Annotated in this window: 15 protein-coding genes and 1 tRNA gene; 13 read left to right on the top strand and 3 right to left on the bottom strand. The window is 42.6% G+C overall.

All coding sequences use genetic code 11. The annotated features are described in order from the left end of the window. Positions 1 to 140: 140 nt before the first annotated feature. On the bottom strand, positions 141 to 1,103 hold the full coding sequence (locus B1A85_RS00955; RefSeq protein ID WP_104545071.1) for a transposase: 963 nt from the start codon (positions 1,101 to 1,103) through the stop codon (positions 141 to 143). A 469-nt stretch (positions 1,104 to 1,572) separates the two neighbouring features. On the opposite strand from B1A85_RS00955, the gene B1A85_RS00950 reads away from it, so the two are divergent. Further along, a tRNA-Arg gene (locus B1A85_RS00950) sits at positions 1,573 to 1,645 on the top strand. A 194-nt stretch (positions 1,646 to 1,839) separates the two neighbouring features. Here the strand turns inward: B1A85_RS00950 and B1A85_RS00945 are convergent. Continuing rightward, on the bottom strand, positions 1,840 to 3,432 hold the full coding sequence (locus B1A85_RS00945; RefSeq protein ID WP_104545070.1) for a helix-turn-helix domain-containing protein: 1,593 nt from the start codon (positions 3,430 to 3,432) through the stop codon (positions 1,840 to 1,842). 778 nt (positions 3,433 to 4,210) lie between these two features. On the opposite strand from B1A85_RS00945, the gene B1A85_RS24215 reads away from it, so the two are divergent. The 10 genes from B1A85_RS24215 to pflB all read left to right on the top strand — a co-directional run bounded on the left by B1A85_RS24215 (position 4,211) and on the right by pflB (position 17,769). After that, positions 4,211 to 4,543 carry a hypothetical protein gene (locus tag B1A85_RS24215; RefSeq protein WP_104545069.1) on the top strand — a complete coding sequence of 111 codons (333 nt, stop codon included), beginning with the start codon at positions 4,211 to 4,213 and terminating at the stop codon, positions 4,541 to 4,543. After that, positions 4,540 to 5,334 (top strand): cytochrome c oxidase subunit II, encoded by a 795-nt coding sequence (gene coxB / locus B1A85_RS00935; protein WP_104545068.1) that lies wholly within the window; start codon positions 4,540 to 4,542, stop codon positions 5,332 to 5,334. Before B1A85_RS24215 ends, coxB begins: the two co-directional genes overlap by 4 nt. Positions 5,335 to 5,390: 56 nt before the next feature. Beyond that, the gene (ctaD, locus tag B1A85_RS00930; RefSeq protein ID WP_104545067.1) at positions 5,391 to 7,043 is read left to right on the top strand and encodes a cytochrome c oxidase subunit I; all 1,653 of its coding nucleotides are present in this window, start codon (positions 5,391 to 5,393) and stop codon (positions 7,041 to 7,043) included. An 11-nt stretch (positions 7,044 to 7,054) separates the two neighbouring features. Then, positions 7,055 to 7,699 carry a heme-copper oxidase subunit III gene (locus B1A85_RS00925; protein ID WP_256387433.1) on the top strand — a complete coding sequence of 215 codons (645 nt, stop codon included), beginning with the start codon at positions 7,055 to 7,057 and terminating at the stop codon, positions 7,697 to 7,699. A 27-nt stretch (positions 7,700 to 7,726) separates the two neighbouring features. Continuing rightward, positions 7,727 to 7,999 carry a hypothetical protein gene (locus B1A85_RS00920; protein WP_104545065.1) on the top strand — a complete coding sequence of 91 codons (273 nt, stop codon included), beginning with the start codon at positions 7,727 to 7,729 and terminating at the stop codon, positions 7,997 to 7,999. Then, a complete protein-coding gene (locus tag B1A85_RS00915; protein WP_104545064.1) occupies positions 7,980 to 8,285 on the top strand; it encodes a hypothetical protein in 306 nt (101 codons plus the stop codon). The genes B1A85_RS00920 and B1A85_RS00915 overlap by 20 nt, the downstream gene beginning before the upstream one ends. After that, on the top strand, positions 8,282 to 8,626 hold the full coding sequence (locus B1A85_RS00910) for a hypothetical protein (protein ID WP_104545063.1): 345 nt from the start codon (positions 8,282 to 8,284) through the stop codon (positions 8,624 to 8,626). The genes B1A85_RS00915 and B1A85_RS00910 overlap by 4 nt, the downstream gene beginning before the upstream one ends. 987 nt (positions 8,627 to 9,613) lie before the next feature. Then, positions 9,614 to 12,094, top strand: a complete 2,481-nt coding sequence (locus B1A85_RS00905) for a phosphoketolase (RefSeq protein WP_104545062.1) — start codon at positions 9,614 to 9,616, stop codon at positions 12,092 to 12,094. 307 nt (positions 12,095 to 12,401) lie between these two features. Beyond that, positions 12,402 to 14,978 carry a glycogen/starch/alpha-glucan phosphorylase gene (locus B1A85_RS00900; RefSeq protein ID WP_104545061.1) on the top strand — a complete coding sequence of 859 codons (2,577 nt, stop codon included), beginning with the start codon at positions 12,402 to 12,404 and terminating at the stop codon, positions 14,976 to 14,978. Between the two features lie 565 nt (positions 14,979 to 15,543). Then, positions 15,544 to 17,769: a formate C-acetyltransferase gene (gene pflB, locus B1A85_RS00895; protein WP_104545060.1), complete on the top strand. Its 2,226-nt coding sequence runs from the start codon at positions 15,544 to 15,546 to the stop codon at positions 17,767 to 17,769. A 179-nt stretch (positions 17,770 to 17,948) separates the two neighbouring features. Here the strand turns inward: pflB and B1A85_RS00890 are convergent, their stop codons facing one another. Then, complete coding sequence (locus B1A85_RS00890; RefSeq protein ID WP_104546262.1) at positions 17,949 to 18,317, bottom strand: endonuclease domain-containing protein; 369 nt, start codon at positions 18,315 to 18,317, stop codon at positions 17,949 to 17,951. Positions 18,318 to 18,532: 215 nt separating this feature from the next. Between B1A85_RS00890 and pflA the strand changes: the two genes are divergently transcribed. Together pflA and adhE are read left to right on the top strand one after the other, a co-directional pair. Further along, positions 18,533 to 19,264, top strand: a complete 732-nt coding sequence (gene pflA / locus B1A85_RS00885; RefSeq protein ID WP_104545059.1) for a pyruvate formate-lyase-activating protein — start codon at positions 18,533 to 18,535, stop codon at positions 19,262 to 19,264. Positions 19,265 to 19,282: 18 nt separating this feature from the next. After that, a complete protein-coding gene (gene adhE / locus B1A85_RS00880) occupies positions 19,283 to 21,901 on the top strand; it encodes a bifunctional acetaldehyde-CoA/alcohol dehydrogenase (protein ID WP_246841288.1) in 2,619 nt (872 codons plus the stop codon). The last annotated feature ends 99 nt before the right edge of the window (positions 21,902 to 22,000 follow it).

Here is a 22,000-nt window from a genome sequence, read left to right as displayed (position 1 = left end):
TATTCACCTCAAGTTAGCTATACACAATGCAGAATTACAAACATCAAACTACCGCTACCTTAGCGTATGTGTCTATTCGAGAATTTACTGAGACTTTCCTCGAACAACGCCAGTACAGTCTTTAAAATGAATGATAAATACTAAGTTGGGGACAGCGAATAAACTTGACCGTCAACAAGGAGTCGGGTAATTCCCTTTGCTTGAAGATGCGATCGCGTTTTTTGTAACAACCGGCTATCTGGAATTTTGATAACTTTGTCGCGTTTTGTCGAAAAACGACGGGCGACGCGATGATTGTCAAAGACAGGTAAAGTTCTTTGCTGAGTTTCGCCAGTGGGAATTTGTCCTAAATCGCCAAAGTCGCGTAGTGGGCGCGTAATTAGCTCTGATGCGCGATCGATGACTAAATAGCAAGTTTTCGGCAAAGATGCTTCGGATAGTGGTAAAACTTGGACAGCAACTCGACTACCTTTGATTGCTCGCGTAATGGGGAAGGGTTCTTCATCTTCTAAGTCGAGATCGTCGATATCCTCATCATCTAAATCTTCTTCCAAGTCCTCTAGATCGTCTTCTTCATCAATTAAATCTTCCCCAAGTATTTCAGTGATCGTGTCGGTGTCGTCTTCGACATCTTCTACGATCGCTTGTGGAGTAGTTTCATCAGTAAACTGAGGTACTTCGCGTTCTTCTAACGGCGTTGGCGTCGCAGTGCGATCGTCTGTATCTGTACTTAATGTGTCGAGGAGTTGCAGTTGTTGCGCCGCGGGTCTCACTAATTTTGGTTGTTCCTTTGCTGCTGTACGTCGTCTTCTAAGGCTAGGAACAGGACTTGATTCTGGTTCGACTTGCTCTAACTGTGGCTGTGCTAATTCCTCTGGCGTACTTGGCACGTTTTTAGCATCTGAGTGCAAAGTCCGCGCCGCGCGTTTTAAAGCAATCAGCGATTCGTACTCGTCTTCTGGTAAGGTAACTTTGAGTAGACGGCTAATTGTCGAATTACTGACTCCATAGCGCTCCGCCAACGTGGAGGTTGTTTCTCCAGTTTCCCGATATAGTTTGAGAATTTCGTCCTTGTCAGTACTCGATAGTTTTTTCACGGTCATACCACAGTTTTTTCCTTAGCCCGCTGTTGCTTACCATATGTTCGCAGCAAAGTCGGATTAGTACTTTATGTTATATAGCAGCGCTCAGCAACAGACAATACTGTATCAGAAATAGAAACAACTTCATCAAACTGCGCTTGTAACTTGCAATTTTACTGGTGTATTTAGATTAGCCTAGTTACAAAGTCATGCTAGATCGCTGCTATCAATATTCTTTGCCAAAGCTAGGCACAACCTCCACCATTCAACACCACTAATTACTATTATTGTAGCGATTATTTTGACGGTTGCAGAGGTCGCGGACGATTCGCGGGTGGAGTTACTGTCTGTGCTGTTATTCCGTTTTCTCTTCCTCGCCGACTGTCTGATAGACACAGCTAAAATTTTGATACTATGAGTAAGGCTTGTAAAAATTAAGAAAACACCACACTAGGGTGTCTTGCTGCTAAGATAGCAAAGTAGTTTTCATCCTGCCGTGGCCGAGTGGATGAGGCAACAACCTTCTAAGTTGTATCACGGGGGTTCGAATCCCTCCGGCAGGGCTTAATAAATAGAGTAAATGAGACGGTAAAGTCACGGAATGAGTCCGAAAAACTGAACAACACTGTTTCAGCGATCGCACTCAAGCTAAACTCGACAAGCGCCGGACACAATAAAGGCAATATATCCAAATTTTTATGTTAAACAGCCTCCGCAAAGGGGGCTTCCTATTTTCCAAGGAAGTTTGCATCAAAGACTAATTCATCCCTAAAACTCTTCGCAACAGCAGCTGGTCTTCTAACTTAGCTTGAAAACGCCCATTTTCAATATCGCGAATCCAACTTTGACTTTTACCGGTTAGCTGTGCCAAATCTCTTTGGCTTAATCCGAGTTTTTTTCTTGCCTCAAGAATGTATTCTGTAGACAGCGTGGTAGCAGGTTTTAACTGTGTTTTGCGATTCGTACTGCGCGGCTTTTTCTTCGACTGGGCGAGTGATTCCCAAGCAGGTGGTAGTTCAAAATATAAGATGCGGGCATTCATTAATCGATTCCACTTGCCACGTGGAGCTGCATCGGTTAAACGCGTATTGTTACTGCCATCATCGATCCAAAATTCTAACGCGGCGTCTGCATCTTCGGGAATATCACTCAGTTTCGCCCACAACGGTTGAATTTCTGGTGGATAGGTAACTGGATCGAATACTGGTTTAAGTCCATAGTGATTGAGTACCTCTAAATCGCTTTCAAATATTCTCAGCAGGCGTTGGCGATTTTCTGGTTGTAAAGCTGCTTGATTGAGTTTGCGATCGCCGTAGGCGACTCGCATGAGTGTGGGAACTGTCACGCGCTGTTCTCTACCCATTTTGGTTTTAAACAACAACCACAGCATCATTCGCGCCGCCCCCTCATGTTGCTGCCAAATACTCATGACGTTGCTCAGTAAAGCTTTAGGTAGAGTACCATATTGATAAAATGCAGTTCGTTCTTTGCAACCTTGCCGGTTTAGAAAATATTTTGCCCATTGACCTGCTTTAATTTTGAAAGTTAGCCCGACAAGATGTTTGCATCCAAGTTCGTCTTCTTGAAAGTGGTGTTCGATATCCAACAAATGCCATAAGCGGCTTTTTTCAAGGTTAACTGGTTTAATTTTTCCTTGTTGGGGTAACCTCAGACACGCAATGAATTTACAAGGTTGTTGTGCAAGTTCTTTAATTAAAGATAGCTTAGTTAATTTGCCCAAATCTTTGCGCTTATCTAGTCCTAGATATTCCTCTATTTGGCGATCGCTAATGATAAACTCTTCTTCCCAAGGTTTGTCTAGATTGGTAACATAAGCAGCATAGATCAAGTGCAGACATGCCGCTCTAATATCAAACGTTTCCATTACTGATAAAGCCTGTTCGCCTTTGAGGGCGACTGATGATTCGGATGCGATCGTGTCTGTTACGCGGAAAGCGATCGCTCCCTTACCGCCGTTAATTTGCCGTTGATAGTACAGTTCACCCGCAGCATCCGTTTCCCAACGCAGCGATTGTCGCTGTGCAAGAATGTTGCATAATTCCCAAATTGCGATCGCAGAAGCAAAAGGATGGCTCTTCCCGTCAGGAAATAGATTTGGACTAGGAACCGTTCTTGCATCTACCTTGCATCTACCTTTTTTTGCTTGCCAAGGTACTGGCGAATCAACCGGACAAGATACTACACATTGTGGTGCAACGTAACCTTGACAATTGTTGCATAAACTAGGGTCGATCCAGTAGTCGCCTTCCATAACTTTGATCGCACCTGTCGGACACTGAGGAAGACAGTTGTCGCACTGAATACAGCGCTTAGTAATGGCGTAGGGCATAGGCTTGGTTGGTGTTCAAATTGAAATACTAACCTCAGCTGCATAGATGTATGATGTTCAGCTAAAGATGGATTCCTCACACTACTTGTAGCGCTTCTGAAATAACTCGATACTGCCAAGTGACGCGATCGCAAGAGAGTATAGAAAAAGCGCGATCGCTACAGATTTCCTAGTTGCAATTTGATCTTAGTTCTAACCGAGAAAATCTAAAATTTTTGTTCACCTTGAGCCATTCAAGAAAATCTTAATATTTCCATAACCTGCTTGGCTTAAATAACAAATTTTTCTTCAATTTATCGACTTTTAAGTCATGAGATTTTGATACTTTGGCAAGCATTGCAGCTTGATATTGTAAAACGCTGAGCTATCTAAAAACTAAAAATCCAATAATTCGGCTGAGCTGATATACTGCCGGATTACTGAGCTTTTGTTGGATTGCAAAACTATTATTTTTCTGTGCGCAAATATACAAAGCTCCCTAAAAATATTAAGGATATCTGACAAAAATGCTATTGAACATAGGGTTTAGTCGCGAGTACAAAAACACTAGTTCCCCTATCGATAAATACTCATACCCTAGTTGATAAATACTAGAACCCCCACCCTCAAAAAAAAGTTAATTTCTTAGGCTGCAGGACTTTAAGTAGCTGAGTACAAGCTTAATTAATTTAATTAATTTGAGCGTTAATCAAGCAACTACTAGAGACGCAGTAGCTGATATAAAACTGTTTAGACAAAAGTCAATATTTTCAATAAAGCTGAACTAATTATTCCCAAGATGAAACACAAGCAGAACACTCTATCAGTTTGTTTACTAGCATTATTAGTAACTTTACCCTCATTAATAGTAATAAGTATTGTTTGGCAGAAACATCTTGATTTTGTTGAGACTCAGTATTTGCTATCTAGTCATCAATCAAATCAGAATGAGGTGAATTACATCATTAATTTGTTTTTATCATTAATAGTTTTGACTCCTCTTATTCTTGGTTTAGGAATTTATTTATACGAAAGGTATGTTATGTATCGTGCGGCTGTGTTGCAAAGAAAAATTGAAATGTTGGAAAGATTGTGGCAGCAAAAAGCCTATTCGGAGGAAATTATTTTATGAAACAAATTCCAATTAGTATTTTAACTTTAATCGCTGGGATCTTAGTAACTTTGATTAGCTTATGGGTAGGGCAAAATAACTCTCTTTTACCCGAACAGGCTTCTATCCAAGCACCTTTAGTAGATAATTTCTTCAATGTTATGGTAGCAATTGGTACTGCTTTGTTTTTAGTAGTCCAAGGGGCGATCCTTGTTTCTATTATTCAGTTTCGCCATCGTCGCGGAGATAGCGGTGATGGACAGTGGATAGAAGGTAACTTTCCGCTAGAGATTTTGTGGACAGTTATTCCAGGAATTATTGTCATTGGTTTAGGAATTTACAGCGTAGACGTTTACACCGAAATGGGAGGAATTGCCACAACGCATCACGCAGTTCAAGCAATGCCCGTACAACGCGATAGTTCAATTGGAATTAATTCTTTACCCACAAATGCGGGCGAACCAGCATCACTTGTTGTGGATGTGAGTGGAATGCAGTATGCATGGTTGTTCAACTATCGCGATCGCAATATTGTTGCAGGCGAATTGCACGTTGCTGTAGGTCAAGATGTACTCCTCAACATCTCTGCCAACGATGTGATTCACTCGTTTTGGGTTCCGCAGTTTCGATTAAAGCAAGACGCGATTCCAGGACAAACAACGCATTTGCGGTTCGTCGCGACAAAAACTGGCACTTATCCGATCATTTGCACCGAACTTTGTGGCGGCTATCACGGTAGTATGCGTTCTTCAGTAGTAGTGCACGCTCCCGAAGAGTTCGATCGCTGGCTGGAAGAAAACCAGGTTGCATAGCAGGAAATAATTCGTAGTTCAGAATTTTACGTCATAGTCCTTAACTTTTAACTCTTATGACACAGTTAGAAACTCCGCAAGTCACCGATAGTGCGACTGATCGCAACTTACCAAAAGTATGGAAATGGTACGACTACTTCACCTTCAATACCGATCACAAAGTTATTGGTATTCAATATCTGGTAACAGCGTTTGCGTTTTATCTCATTGGCGGATTGATGGCGGTCGCCATGCGCGCCGAGTTATATACACCTGATGCAGATTTGCTCGATCCTAATTTTTATAACGCTTTGATGACCAATCACGGTACGTTGATGATCTTTTTATGGATTGTACCAGCTGCGATCGGTGGATTTGGCAACTTTCTTGTGCCGTTACTAATTGGGGCGCGCGATATGGCGTTTCCCAAGTTAAATGCGATCGCTTTTTGGCTCAATCCGCCGGCGGGTGCATTGTTGCTAGCTAGTTTCTTGTTTGGTGGTGCGCAAAGCGGTTGGACTGCCTATCCACCTTTGAGTTTAACGACAGCAAATACAGCCCAGTCAATGTGGATTCTCAGCATTGTTTTGGTGGGAACTTCCTCAATTTTAGGAGCGCTTAACTTTGTTGTCACCATCTTAAAGATGAAAGTTCCGAGCATGAAGTGGACGCAATTGCCGTTATTTTGCTGGGCAATTTTAGCAACATCAGTGCTAGCGCTACTTTCTACCCCAGTCCTTGCAGCAGGATTGGTACTGTTGTTATTTGATATCAACTTTGGCACTTCTTTCTTTAAACCCGATGCAGGGGGAAATGTCGTCCTTTATCAGCATCTATTCTGGTTTTATTCGCATCCTGCAGTTTATCTCATGATTTTGCCAATTTTTGGCATTATGTCTGAAGTGATTCCGGTGCACGCCCGCAAGCCAATTTTTGGCTATAAAGCGATCGCCTACTCTAGCTTGGCAATCTGCATTGTTGGTTTATTTGTCTGGGTACATCATATGTTTACTAGCGGTACGCCAGCTTGGATGCGGATGTTCTTTACCATTTCTACGCTGATTGTTGCGGTTCCTACCGGAGTCAAGATTTTTGGTTGGGTTGCGACGCTTTGGGGAGGAAAAATCCGCTTTACAAGTGCCATGCTGTTTGCCATTGGTTTGCTGTCGATGTTTGTCGTTGGCGGTTTAGGTGGCGTGACGTTGGGCACAGCGCCTTTTGATTTGCACGTCCACGATACTTATTATGTTGTAGGTCACTTCCACTACGTCTTGTTTGGTGGTTCGGTCTTCGGGATCTATGCCGGAATTTATCACTGGTTTCCCAAAATCACCGGACGAATGATGAGTGAAATGTGGGGAAAAATTCACTTTGCGCTGACTTTTATCGGTACGCACCTCACTTTCCTACCGATGCATCTGCTGGGATTGCAAGGAATGCCGCGACGAGTTGCGATGTATGACCCGCAGTTTGCTCCTATTAATCATCTTTGCACCTTTGGTGCCATTGTTTTAGGAATATCTGCGATCCCGTTTTTCCTCAATGCTGTTTGGAGTTGGCACTACGGTGTTAAAGCTTCTGATAACCCCTGGGATGCGTTGACTTTAGAGTGGACGACGAGTTCTCCACCTCCAATTGAAAACTGGGTAGAATTACCCGTCGTGACTTGTGGTCCCTATGATTACGGCAGTCGCGATCGCAATATTGCAGAAATCCCGCAAACCGCGTAGCAGTATTACCTATTCTCCTCTGCTTTGGTTTTATATCAACTCTACTCTCAAACTGCCATATGCAAGAAGATTCAACTTTTAATTCATCCGAGGTTATATCTCACGCAGAACATCCAGACTTTCGCGTATTTGGGCTGTTGACGTTTCTGGTTTCTGAATCGTTGATGTTTGCTGGTTTTTTTGCAACTTACTTATTTTTGCGCGAGACTGCCAAAATTTGGCCTCCTGAAGGGACAGAAGTCGAGTTACTCGTACCTACAATCAACACGGTGATTCTTGTCTCTAGCAGTTTTGTGATTCACTGGGGCGATACTGCGATTAAAAAGAACAATGTTGCTGCAATGCGGTTGTGGTACGCCATAACTGCTGTGATGGGAACTATTTTCCTTGCTGGTCAAATTTATGAGTATCTAACGTTGGGATACGGGTTAACAACGAACGTCTTTGCCAACTGTTTTTACTTAATGACAGGCTTTCACGGTTTGCATGTATTTGTAGGATTGTTATTGATTTTGGGTGTTTTGTGGCGATCGCGTCGTTTAGGTCATTACTCTGCGACTAAACATACAGGCATTACCATGGCGGAAATCTATTGGCACTTTGTAGACATTATCTGGATCGTTTTATTTACCCTGCTGTACGTCCTAACTCGATAGTTAAATCCTCATTCCTCAAAAACAACTATGACAGGACAACACCAAGACTATCTTCATCTCATCGATCAGCTACTTCGCTGTCCCAACGGTGCGGAACCTGAAATTTTAGACGCCCAGCCAAACTTACTCGATGCAGATTTGGTAAAAACAATGATGCAGGTAGCAACACTCATGGCACACGAAGGCAATCAAGATGCTGCCAAATTTTTAATTCATATTGCGCGTGAATTAGCTAAGTATTTAGGACTTTATCCTCAATTCGATACATCAGGAGCTTGCGATGGCAATCACACTAACTGAAGCAGAACAACAAGCCTTTGCTTTTCTTATGCAAGATCTAGAAATCTTCCCTGATTGCCAACAATGGTTTGCGATTCTATCTTCTCGCTTCATCAAAGATTGGTATGTTGTCGAAATCGGCGTTGTCGGATTACCCGATAAGTGGATCGTTCAAGTTTACGACTCTGGAGAGTGCGATCCTAATTATACCTTTAGCTCTCCTCTATTTGTTGAAGATACTGTCGCCTTACCGCAGCAGATTGCGGATCTATTAACATTAGAGCGCCGCACTGGAGGGTTGCGATGATTTCTGACGAATACTTAGCGAGAGAATTTACAACTGTCGTCAGTCGCGTTTACCCAAAAACTGGAGAATTACTCCGCCACTGCTATGTGAAAGTTATCAACTCGTATTGGGGAAAACCTCCTCGGCGTTTGCAATACGTGGGGATTTATTGCTCTGAGAGGATGATTAAGGCTGTACAAACCCAAAAAGACGTACTTACAGAAGTCGCAAAAGACATGGGACTTGTTGAAGTTGTTTGTTTGAATGCTACGCGGCTACTGCGCGATCCCATGTCAAAGCTGAAGCGCACTGCACCGCGCTTTTGGTTGGAATTGTACTGGGTTGCTACGCAAGATCCGTAATTCTGTCTTGTTGGATCGTTTTTACTAAACAGAAATTAAATTGTTGTAATTACTACCATCGTTTGGAAATTTAATATTCTGCTGCTTAAAGTATTTGTTATATAAATTTACTTTCTCCATGTTTTTAAAAACTAAAATACAGTTTCTACAAAAAAAAACTTATCGCTACCATAAGTAAAAGTTTATTCACAAGCAGAAAACAAAGTGATTTGATATACAATTGCTCGCAGCGAACGCGAGAAATATTAAAATAAACTTAAAAACTTACGGCATTTATTGAAAATAAGTTTCCCTAAGAGAGGAGTTGTCCAACAAACTCAAGTTCTGAGTCGAAGTAGTTAACGATACAAAAGAGTGAAAAAGGTAGATATTATATAAGCTTTAGTAAACACAACTACTTTTTCGCAAGTCATCATATGACAAAGTAACGAAAGAAAGCCTAAACAATTAATTAAACAACCGAAAGCTTAACAGCAGATGAAAATCTTAAAAACCTGAGAAAGTCTCTACAAAAGTTAACATCTTACAGCTATAGTTGATGACCAATTTAAAACTCTGCTAAACTGCAAAGACTGAGCAGTCTCTGAAGAGAAAGTAATATTGATAAATAGATTGCTAAAGTAACTTAACTTAAATAGTCAATTAAATTGCTAGAGAAAAAATAGGCAGAAAGTTAAAAGACTAGCGATTTATAATAAATTATTGGTTGTCAACTTAGAATCAGATTTTTTATAAAAGGATTCTATCTTTAGAGCATCTCGGTCATCAACTTAAGTGAGGTGATACGTTAATCCAGAGTTAGAAAAATAAATAGCAATCCGTCGAGTTTATCTAGATTCAGTAATGAGAAAACATGCTTTTCCATGCGTTCCCTACTTATATATCTACCTTAGAGTCAGTTTTTTCAGCTCAGCGTTTTGTTAAGCATGAAATAAAAGGCAATTGATGTAAATTCGTAAAACTTGAAAGGAAGGAAGGCATATCAGTATGGTTCAAGCGATCGCTTCTACACTTCAAGCAGGTCCTTTGTCCGCCGAGGAACTCCGCAAGATGAATGCCTACTGGCGGGCAGCAAATTATCTGTCGGTGGGTCAAATTTATTTACTCGATAATCCGCTGCTGCGCGAACCACTGAAAATAGAACACGTCAAGCCAAGACTCTTAGGGCACTGGGGGACAACACCAGGACTCAATTTTATTTACGTTCATCTCAATCGCGTTATCAAGAAATACGACCTAAACACCATATATATTACAGGACCTGGTCATGGCGGTCCTGGGTTAGTCGCCAATACTTATTTAGAAGGAACGTATAGCGAATATTACCCAAACATTACCCAAGATGCTGAAGGAATGAAGAAACTCTTCAAGCAGTTTTCCTTTCCTGGAGGTGTTCCTAGTCACGTTGCCCCAGAAACGCCTGGTTCGATTCATGAAGGCGGTGAGTTAGGGTACGCGCTTTCACACGCCTATGGTGCTGCCTTTGACAACCCCGATCTACTTGTTGCTTGCGTAGTGGGTGATGGCGAAGCAGAGACGGGACCTTTAGCAACAAGTTGGCACAGCAACAAATTTCTCAATCCAGTTCGCGATGGCGCCGTGTTACCGATATTGCACCTCAACGGCTACAAAATTGCAAATCCGACAGTATTAGCGCGGCTTTCGCACGAAGAGTTGCAAAGCTTATTTGTTGGCTATGGCTACAAGCCTTATTTTGTGGAAGGGTCTGAGCCAGAAACGATGCATCAGCTCATGGCGGCGACGTTGGATACCGCGATCGCAGAAATTCAAGAAATTCAGAACGAGGCGCGCACTCATGGATTCACAAAACGTCCGCAATGGCCCATGATTATTCTGCGATCCCCAAAAGGCTGGACAGGACCTAAAGAAGTTGATGGCAAGAAAACTGAAGATTACTGGCGATCGCACCAAGTTCCCTTGGCAAACATGGCAAGCCAGCCAGAACACGTCAAACTGCTAGAAGCGTGGATGAAGAGCTATAAACCCGAAGAACTCTTCGACGAGAACGGTAAGTTTGTCTCTGAATTAGCAGAACTAGCACCGCAAGGACAGCGACGCATGGGTGATAATCCGCATGCTAACGGTGGCATTTTGCTCAAAGATTTAAAAATGCCCGATTTTCGCGACTATGCGGTAGAAGTGCCCCAACCAGCAATAGTAGAAGCAGAAGCAACGCGCGTTATGGGAACATTCCTGCGCGACGTGATGAAATTGAACTTAGAAAAGCGCAACTTTCGTCTTTTCGGTCCTGATGAAACCGCATCAAATCGACTCAACAATGTATTTGAGGCAACAGATAGAACTTGGGTAGCCGAAGTCTTGCCAGAAGACGAGCAACTCTCTCCAGATGGTCGCGTGATGGAAATTCTTAGCGAACATACTTGCCAAGGTTGGTTAGAAGGATATCTCCTAACAGGTCGTCACGGCTTATTCTCGTGTTATGAAGCGTTTATTCACATCATCGATTCAATGTTCAACCAACACGCCAAATGGTTGAAGACAACGCGTCATATTCCTTGGCGCAGACCAATTGCTTCACTTAACTACTTGCTCACTTCGCACGTTTGGCGACAAGATCATAATGGCTTCTCGCACCAAGATCCTGGTTTTCTCGACCATGTCGTCAATAAAAAAGCCGAGATCATCCGCGTTTATCTACCCCCTGATGCAAATACACTCCTTTCAGTCACCGACCACTGCTTAAGAAGTCGCCACTATGTCAACGTGATTGTTGCAGGGAAACAACCCGCGTTGCAATACCTCGATATGAATGCAGCGATCGCGCATTGCACTAAAGGGATCGGTATCTGGGAATGGGCAAGTAACGATCGCGGCGGCGAACCTGATGTCGTCATGGCGTGTGCTGGTGACATCCCCACTCTTGAAACTTTAGCCGCAACAGACCTTTTACGGCATCACTTCCCCGATCTCAAAGTCCGCGTTGTCAATATTGTTGATTTGATGACATTGCAGCCAGAAACCGAACATCCGCACGGTTTAAGCGATAAAGATTTCGACAGTATCTTCACCACCGACAAACCAATTATCTTTGCGTTTCATGGCTATCCTTGGTTAATTCACCGCCTAACGTATCGCCGGACAAATCATAAAAACTTGCACGTGCGCGGTTACAAAGAAGAAGGAACCACAACTACACCGTTTGATATGGTTGTCCTCAACGATCTCGACCGCTTCCATCTAGCAATCGATGTCATCGATCGCGTACCGAAACTCGGCTATACCGCAGCCTATGTTAAACAAATGCTCTACGACAAATTAATCGAACACAAGCATTACGTCCATAAGCACGGCGAAGATATGCCAGAAATTCGCGACTGGAAGTGGCGATACTACGGTGCTGATGGCGATCAAACACCGCCGCAACGCATTGATAGTGGTACTAATCCATCTCAGGAAGGCGCTGAAGGTGCAGCAACGCGGGCTTAATAGAAGCAGAGGAAGCAGTATCTGTTTCCTCTACCCACAACTTTAGGGGGGCTTATGAATCAACTACTTAAAGTCCCCTACTTGTGGGGGATTTAGCTGAGGTCTTGTACCGTTCTCAATTAACCCGACAGTCCACCTGGGAATTAATTCCCACGCTCATAGCTCAAGCTTACTCTAAGTGGGCTAAAAGGCTGATTTAGTCTGATTCATCAGATGGTTGTTAGCGGTGAGAGAGTGGGTAATAGATGAAATTGGTGCAAGGTATCAGTTTAGGAAACTTCTAGACAATAATCTATACGCTAAAGCTATGAGTGAATCGTTCGAGCATGATTACCGCAGATTGGCAAGCGAAGATATGCAACTCAAAACAGAAAGCACCAATCTGAGTAAGGAAGCGCTTAAACGTGCTTTTGCAGAAAATCTGTATCGCGTTCAAGGTAAAGATGAATATTTCGCGACACTCCACGATTACTATATGGCTGTGGCGCATAGTATCCGCGATCGCTTGACGCAACGCCGCATTCAAACCGCAAAAACTTACGTTCAACAAGATGCTAAAACTGTCTATTACCTCTCAGCAGAATTTTTGATGGGTCGCCACTTAGGTAATAGCCTAATCAACTTGGGTCTTTACGAACAAGTCCGCCAGATTTTACACGAGTCTGGGCTAGAGTTGGACGATCTATTAGAACGCGAACGCGAACCAGGGTTAGGAAATGGTGGCTTAGGGCGGCTAGCCGCTTGTTTTCTCGATTCCTTAGCAACACTAGAAATTCCCGCAGTCGGCTATGGCATTCGCTACGAGTTTGGTATTTTTGAGCAAGCCATTCAAAATGGTTGGCAACGAGAAATTCCTGATAAATGGCTAAATTTTGGCAATCCTTGGGAAATTCCCCGCCCTGATTATCGCGTTGCTGTTAAACTCGGCGGTTATACCGAACACTATACCGACGAACACGGTCATTATCGCGTGCGCTGGATTAATGAGCAAACTGTTTTAGGAATTCCTTACGATACGCCTGTTCCTGGTTACGACACTAATACGGTTAATACCCTACGTCTGTGGAAAGCTGAGGCGAGTGAAGAGTTTAACTTTCAAGCGTTTGATGCGGGAGACTATTTCGGCGCAGTCGCCAATAAGATGTTTTCCGAAAATATCTCGAAGGTTCTTTACCCTAACGACAATACCATCCAAGGACGCGAACTACGCCTAGAACAGCAATATTTCTTTGTGTCTTGTTCGTTGCAAGATATCATCCGCTTGCATTTACGCACGCACGATAGTTTAGAGAACCTACACGAAAAAGCCGCACTGCAACTTAACGACACTCACCCGGCGATCGCAATTGCGGAATTGATGCGCTTGTTAATCGACGAACATCAAATGACTTGGGAGCAAGCTTGGCATATTACGCAAAATGCTTTTGCTTACACCAATCATACTTTGTTACCAGAAGCTTTAGAGCGGTGGTCTGTGAGTCTCTTTGGTCGCATCTTACCGCGACATCTCGAAATCATTTATGAAATTAACTACCGCTTTCTTAATTACGTCTATACCCGTTATCCTGGTGAGTTCGATCGGATCGCGCGTTTATCGCTCATTGAAGAAGGTCAAGAAAAGCAAGTCCGCATGGCACATCTGGCGTGTGTGGGAAGTCATGCAATCAATGGTGTTGCTGCGTTGCATACCGAATTACTGAAAAACGAACTATTACGGGATTTCTACGAACTATTTCCCGAAAAGTTTAGTAACAAAACGAATGGCGTGACACCGCGTCGTTGGCTATTGCTAGCTAACCCTCGACTAGCTAACTTGATTACCGAAAAGATTGGTAAAAACTGGGTTAAAAACCTGGAAGACCTCCAGCAACTCGAAGCGTTTGTCGATGATATCGATTTTCGCGATCGCTGGTGGCAAATTAAACTTGCTAACAAGCAAGATTTAGCCAATTATATTCAACAGCATTACGGTATCGCCGTCGATATCAACTCGCTGTTTGATATTCAAGTCAAGCGCATGCACGAATACAAGCGGCAGTTATTAAACGTATTACACATCATTACACTCTACAACCGCATCAAACGCCATCCGCAAATCGAGATTTTTCCCCGAACTTTCATCTTTGGAGGTAAAGCCGCGCCTGGTTATTACATGGCAAAGCTAATTATTAAATTGATTAATTCTGTCGCCGATGTCGTCAACCGCGATCCCGATGTCGCAGGTCGTTTGAAGGTTATCTTTTTGGCAAACTACAGCGTATCGCTCGGTCAACGAGTTTACGCTGCTGCGGATCTTTCCGAACAAATCTCAACTGCGGGGAAAGAAGCTTCTGGCACTGGTAATATGAAATTTGCCATGAACGGTGCACTCACAATTGGTACTCTTGACGGTGCGAATGTCGAAATTCGTCAGGAAGTCGGCGCAGACAATTTCTTTCTCTTTGGTTTAACTGTTGATGAAGTTTCTGCATTAAAAGCATCAGGATATCACCCACAGCACTACTACAAAACGAATCGCGAACTGCAGGAAGTATTGCAATACATTGCACGCGGCTACTTTTCGCCTGAAGATCCTAATTTATTTAGACCAATTGTCAACTCACTGCTGCATCACGACGAATATCTGCTGATGGCAGATTATCAATCTTACATCGACTGTCAAGAACAAGTTAGTCAAGCTTACCGCGATCGCGATCGTTGGATACGAATGTCTATTCTCAATACCGCACGCACGGGAAAATTTTCGTCAGATCGCACAATTAAGGAATACTGTGAAGAAATTTGGCGAGTCAAATCCGTCAAGGTCGATATGGATGCTTATGAACGTGCAGATTTACAAGTACAACCATCTGCATTTCTATTGAGCGATCGTATGTATAGATGAGCAGAGGAAGCTTCAGGTGCAGAGGAGATGTAAACTTATGTCATTATCTATTGCCAAAGTCTTATTGTTTCTCAATTCTAATTTTAATCTTTTTTGGTGTTGATGCTAATAAAAAAAATAAACTCATTTTTTACTTAATTCTTCACACTTTTCTAATTAAGTTAGAATATTTATATAAGATGGCACATCATAATTATACTTGATTATTCAGATATCCATTTGTTGAGTCATGCTCGAACTAATGTAAGATTGATTGCCAAGATGCAGTATATTAAAATTTATCGCAAGCTAGTGAAAATAGCTTGGTAACTGGCTTTCAGGTTTTGCTTCTAGGTTAATTTCTTACTTGCAACTTTCTTGTGACAGTAGATAAAGCGAAGAGCAAATTTAGTTAAAAAATAATAAATTAATTGTTTTATAAAAATATATAAATTTATATTTACAAATTATCAAATGAGTCTTTTATTAGCGAAAACAGCCATAAAATAGAGGTGGCTATAAAGAATAGAGAGTTAACCGAAGAAACGACTGATTTACTGTTAGTAAATTGAGGATGGTTAAGTCTATGACGCAATGGCAAGGTTTTATACCAGGCGAATGGATGGAAACAATTAATGTTCGCGATTTCATCCAAAAAAACTACAAACCCTATGAAGGTGACGAAGCTTTTTTAGCATCTGCTACAGATCGAACTCAAGCGCTGTGGAATAAAGTAAAAGCGCTGATGAGTGAAGAAAGAAAACAGGGAATTTTAGATACAGATACCAAAGTTGTATCTAGCATCACTTCGCACAGTCCTGGTTACATCGATCGCAATTTAGAACAAATTGTTGGTTTGCAAACGGATAAACCTTTAAAACGAGCAATTATGCCGTTTGGTGGGATTAGAACAGTCAAAGCATCGCTAGAAGCTTATGGCTACAAGTTAGATCCGCAAACCGAAGAAATCTTCAAAAAGTATCGCAAAACGCATAACGATGGTGTGTTCGACGCATATACTAAAGAAATGCGCTTAGCACGCCACTCTGGCATTATTACAGGTTTACCCGATGCTTACGGTCGCGGTCGGATTATTGGCGACTATCGACGCGTTCCACTTTACGGAGTTGATTTTTTAATTAGCGACAAAAAGCAACAACTCGAATCTTTAGACGTCGATTGCATCGATGCGTGTATCATCCGACGTCGCGAAGAAATTTCCGAGCAAATTCGCGCCTTGTTTGAACTCAAAGAGATGGCGGCTAGCTACGGATTTGATATCAGTCAACCAGCAGCTAATGCACAAGAAGCAGTACAGTGGCTGTATTTTGCGTATCTCGGTGCAGTCAAAGAACAAAACGGCGCGGCGATGTCTTTAGGGCGAGTTTCGACGTTTTTAGACATCTATTTTGAGCGCGACTTGCAAAATGGTACGGCAACTGAAACGCAACTGCAAGAATTAATCGATCATTTCGTAATGAAGTTGCGAATGGTGCGTTTCTTACGAACTCCTGATTACAACGAACTATTCTCTGGCGATCCGACTTGGGTAACAGAAGCGATCGCAGGTATGGGCGAAGATGGCAGAACTTTGGTAACAAAAACAAGTTTCCGCTTTTTGCACACGCTGTACAACTTAGAAGCAGCACCCGAACCTAATTTAACCGTTTTGTGGTCAGAACAACTACCAGCGAACTTCAAGCGCTTCTGTGCCAAGGTTTCTGTAGATACTAGCTCAATTCAATACGAAAACGACGATTTGATGCGTCCGTACTACGGCGACGATTATGCGATCGCTTGCTGTGTTAGCGCCATGCGTGTTGGTAAACAAATGCAATTTTTTGGGGCGCGGGCGAATCTTGCTAAGGCACTACTTTACGCCATTAACGGCGGTAAAGACGAGAAAACTGGCGAACAAATTGCACCGCAATTCGAGCCGATAACTGCTGATTACTTAGATTACGACGAAGTGATGGCGAAGTTCAACCAGATGATGGACTGGTTAGCCAAGCTATACATCAACACTTTAAACGTCATTCACTACATGCACGATAAATATTGCTACGAACGCCTAGAAATGGCGTTACACGATCGCGATGTTTATCGCACAATGGCGTGTGGAGTCGCAGGGTTATCGGTAGTAGCTGATGCATTATCTGCAATTAAATACGCCAAAGTTAAAGTGTTGCGCAATGAAAGTGGTTTAGCGGTTGATTACGAAATTGAAGGCGATTATCCTAAGTTTGGTAACAACGACGATCGCGTCGATCGAATTGCCACAGATTTAGTCACAACGTTCATGAATAAACTGCGGGCGTGTAAAACGTACCGCGATGCTGTACCCACGCAATCAATTTTGACGATTACCTCAAACGTTGTGTATGGCAAGAAAACGGGAAATACCCCCGATGGGCGTAAAGCAGGAGAACCCTTTGCACCAGGCGCAAACCCCATGCACGGAAGAGATACCAAAGGTGCGATCGCAAGCCTCGCTTCTGTTGCCAAACTTCCCTACGAACACGCACAAGATGGCATTTCTTACACCTTCTCAATTGTGCCACAGGCGTTAGGAAAAACTTCCGAAGCTCAAGTTAACAATTTAGTCGGAATGTTAGATGGTTACTTCCACGATGGCGGTCATCATGTTAACATCAACGTGCTGCAACGCGAAACCTTGCTAGAAGCAATGGAGCATCCTGAAAAGTATCCGCAATTAACAATTAGGGTATCAGGATATGCAGTCAATTTTATCAAGTTAACTCGCGAACAGCAGCTAGATGTGATTAAGCGAACCTTCCACAATTGCCTTTGAGTTTGCGCCCTCGCCTTCTAAACTTCCTATATGTGGGGGACTTTGAGAGTAGAATCGTTAGTTTTTTCATCAAAGGCTATGGTATACAAAAGTGCTGAGGTTGGTGTTTGAGGTTTTCGCGCCCCCTAAAGTCTCCAATTCTAGGGAACTTTGAGAGTAGAGAACTGTGTGTGGAATCGCTAAATTTGTTCGCGACTGGCTTTAAGAATCTGTTGGAGAACTTTATCTAAGTTGGTCATAACTTCTTGATTGCGAAATCTTATGACTCGTAAGCCAAATTGCTGAAGTTTTGTAGTACGGGCAGTATCATAGTCAACACGTTGCTCGTGAATCTCGCCATCAACTTCAACAGCTAACCGACACTCAGCACAGTAGAAATCAACAACAAATGAACCAACAGCGTGTTGACAGCGAAACCTTAAGCCATCCAGTTGTCGATTTCTCAAAGCTTCCCACAAAATCTTTTCCGCAGATGTAAGGTTCTGTCGCAGTCGTCTTGCCGCAGCAATAATACCAGGAGTAGTGCCTCGAATGCGCTTAGATTTCATCGCTAAAAGTTCGTCATATCCCCTTATTAAAGTACCCAAAACGCTCACTAATACTTCTTCAAAGTCCCCCAAACTTGGGGATTTAGGGGGCAAAAACCTCGGTATCTACCAGCAATACTTCAAAGTCTCCCACACATGGGTGAGCCTCTCCCCGTTGTAGCAACTGGCGTGGACTTAGGCGACGCAAATCTCAACCTTAAACACAACGTACTCGTATGACTACCATCGGCAAAATTCATTCCATCGAAAGCTGCGGTACAACTGATGGACCTGGTATTCGCTTTGTTATTTTCACCCAAGGTTGTCCGCTGCGCTGTCTTTATTGCCACAATCCTGATTGTCGAAGTATCACAGATGGCAAGCCAGTTAGTGTTGATGAATTAATTGCCGAAATCAAAAAATACACTTCCTATATTCGCTTTTCTGGTGGAGGTGTCACTATAAGTGGCGGCGAACCATTAATGCAGCCGCAATTTGTTAAAGAAATCTGTAAACGCTGTCAAGAAATTGGGCTTCATACCGCGCTAGATACTTCCGGTTTTGTTGATTTGGATACTGCAAAAGATGTATTAAAATTTGTAGACTTAGTTTTATTAGATATCAAGTCTTTCGATCCCGAAATTTATCGAAAGGTAACGAGTGTTTCTCTGGAACCTACTTTAAAATTAGCCCGTTATCTGAGCGAAATTCATAAACCTACATGGATTCGCTTTGTCTTAGTTCCTAATCTAACTGATGCTCGTCATAACGTTACAGAATTAGCTCATTTTGTCTCAAGCTTAAGTAACGTAGAAAAAGTAGAAGTCCTCCCCTTTCATAAAATGGGAGAATACAAATGGGAACAATTAGGGTATGAATACCAACTCAAAGATACGCCACCACCATCACCAGAGTTAGTACGAAATACAATCGACATTTTCAGAAGCTACGGTCTTAACGTCAACTGAAGAATGAGGAAGAGTATAATGGCTACAAATTTTCAAGAACTAGAAGAACTCATTCAAAGAGTAAAAGCAGCACAGATAGAATACGCACATTTTACTCAAGAACAAGTTGACAATATATTTAAAAAAGCTGCGCTTGCTGCCAACGCAGAACGAATTCCTTTAGCAAAAATGGCAGTAGCCGAAACAGGTATGGGAATTGTGGAAGATAAGGTGATTAAAAATCACTTTGCTTCTGAATACATTTACAACAAATACAAGCACGAACGAACTTGCGGCATTATCGAAGAAGATCGGACTTTTGGCATTCAAAAAATTGCCGAACCAGTCGGAATCTTAGCAGGAATTGTTCCAACAACAAACCCTACATCGACGGTCATTTTTAAAGCTTTACTAGCACTGAAAACACGTAATGCAATTGTCTTTTCTCCGCATCCCCGTGCAAAAAAATGTACGATTGAAGCCGCACAAATTATCTTAGATGCTGCTATGGCTGCTGGTGCTCCTGCGGATATTATCGGTTGGATTGATGAGCCGACAGTACCACTATCACAAGCTTTGATGCAGCATCCAGATATTAAGCTGATTTTGGCGACAGGTGGTCCAGGAATGGTGAAAGCCGCCTATTCGTCAGGTCATCCTTCATTAGGCGTGGGTGCGGGTAATACTCCGGCGGTGATTGATGAAACTGCGGATATTAAAACAGCAGTCAGTTCAATTTTAATTAGTAAAACTTTCGACAACGGAATGATTTGTGCGTCTGAACAATCCGTTATTGTTGTTGATGAAGTTTATGAAAGCGTCAAACAAGAATTTCGCGATCGCGGCGCGTATTTCCTCACTCCAGAAGATAAAGAAAAACTAGGAAATAAAATTCTTATTGACGGTCGTATTAATCCAGAAATTGTTGGGCAATCAGTTGAAAAAATTGCGCAAATTGCTGATTTAAAAATTCCAAAAGCAAAAGTTTTAATTGGCGAAGTAGAAGACATAAGTAAAAATGAGCCGTTTGCCTATGAAAAGCTATCGCCAATTTTAGCAATGTACCGTGCTGAAAGTTTTCAAAAAGCAGTAGATAAAGCTGTTCAATTAATTGACTTTGGCGGACGCGGTCATACTTCGGTTCTCTACACAGATCCAGCAAATAAAGAACATATTGACTACTTTGAGTCAATGGTAGAGACCGCCCGCGTTTTGATTAATACGCCTTCTTCCCAAGGTGCAATTGGTGACTTGTACAACTTTAAACTCGACCCCTCGCTGACTTTAGGATGTGGTTCTTGGGGAGATAACTCAGTATCAGGAAACGTCGGCGTACACCATTTATTAAATATTAAAACTGTGTCAGAAAGACGCGAAAATATGCTATGGTTTCGCGTTCCGCCAAAGATCTATTTCAAATATGGTTGTTTGCCGATTGCCTTACGCGAATTAGAAAGTAAAAAACGCGCGTTCATTATTACTGATAAACCTCTATTCGACTTAGGAATTACAAAAAAAATTACCAACATTCTAGATGAAATTGGGGTAGATTATTCAATGTTCTACGAAGTTGAACCTGACCCCACACTTTCAAATGTCAACAAAGGTTTATCACTACTGCGGAACTATCAACCGGATGTGATTATCGCCGTTGGTGGTGGTTCGCCAATGGATGCGGCTAAAGTAATGTGGTTAATGTACGAACAGCCAGAAATTGAATTCGAAGGTTTGGCAATGCGGTTTATGGATATCCGCAAGCGCGTTTATGAACTGCCAGCGTTAGGTAAAAAAGCGACGATGGTTGCGATTCCTACAACTTCAGGAACGGGATCGGAAGTGACACCATTTGCAGTCGTTACTGACGACTCAGTAGGCATTAAGTATCCACTAGCAGATTATGCACTCACACCAAACATGGCAATCGTTGACCCCGAATTAGTGTTAACAATGCCTAAAAAACTCACAGCTTATGGAGGAATTGACGCTTTAACTCATGCACTCGAAGCTTATGTTTCAGTTCTAGCGACAGAATTTACTGAAGGACTAGCATTAGAAGCGATCGCACTCTTATTTAAATACCTACCGCGTTCTTACAAAAATGGCGCAAACGATCCCGAAGCCCGCGAAAAAGTCCACTATGCCGCAACGATCGCTGGAATGGCTTTTGCCAATGCCTTTTTAGGAATTTGTCACTCGATGGCACATAAACTCGGTTCAACGTTCCACGTACCGCACGGTTTAGCCAACGCGCTGCTGATTTCGCACGTCATTCGTTACAATGCTACCGATGTTCCCTTCAAGCAAGCAATATTTCCCCAATATAAATATCCTAATGCAAAAGAACGATACGCACAAATTGCCGATCATTTGCGCTTAGGCGGTAATACACCTGATGAAAAAGTAGAGAAACTCGTCGAAGCCGTAGAAGACTTAAAACGCTCCTTAGACATCCCCGCTACAATCAAAGAAGCCTTACCAGAAGACGAGCAAGAATTCTACGCACATCTTGAAGAATTAGCAGATCGCGCCTTCGACGATCAATGCACAGGTGCAAACCCCCGCTATCCCCTCATCCGCGACTTAAAAGAACTCTACGTTTTAGCTTACCGAGGATGTCGAGTCGATGCTGCTTTATATCATCCAGAAGTGGTGGGATAAAGTGCAGAGGAAGCAGAGGAAGCAGAGGAAGCAGAGGAAGCAGAGGAAGCAGAGGAAGCAGAGGTGCAGAGGTGCAGAGGAGAGAATGGTTGTGTTGCT

Source organism: Chroococcidiopsis sp. TS-821, assembly GCF_002939305.1.
In the GTDB taxonomy this organism is placed as follows: domain Bacteria; phylum Cyanobacteriota; class Cyanobacteriia; order Cyanobacteriales; family Chroococcidiopsidaceae; genus Chroogloeocystis.
Note: the sequence above shows the minus strand (reverse complement) of the source record. Positions and strands in the feature narration are given on the sequence as shown.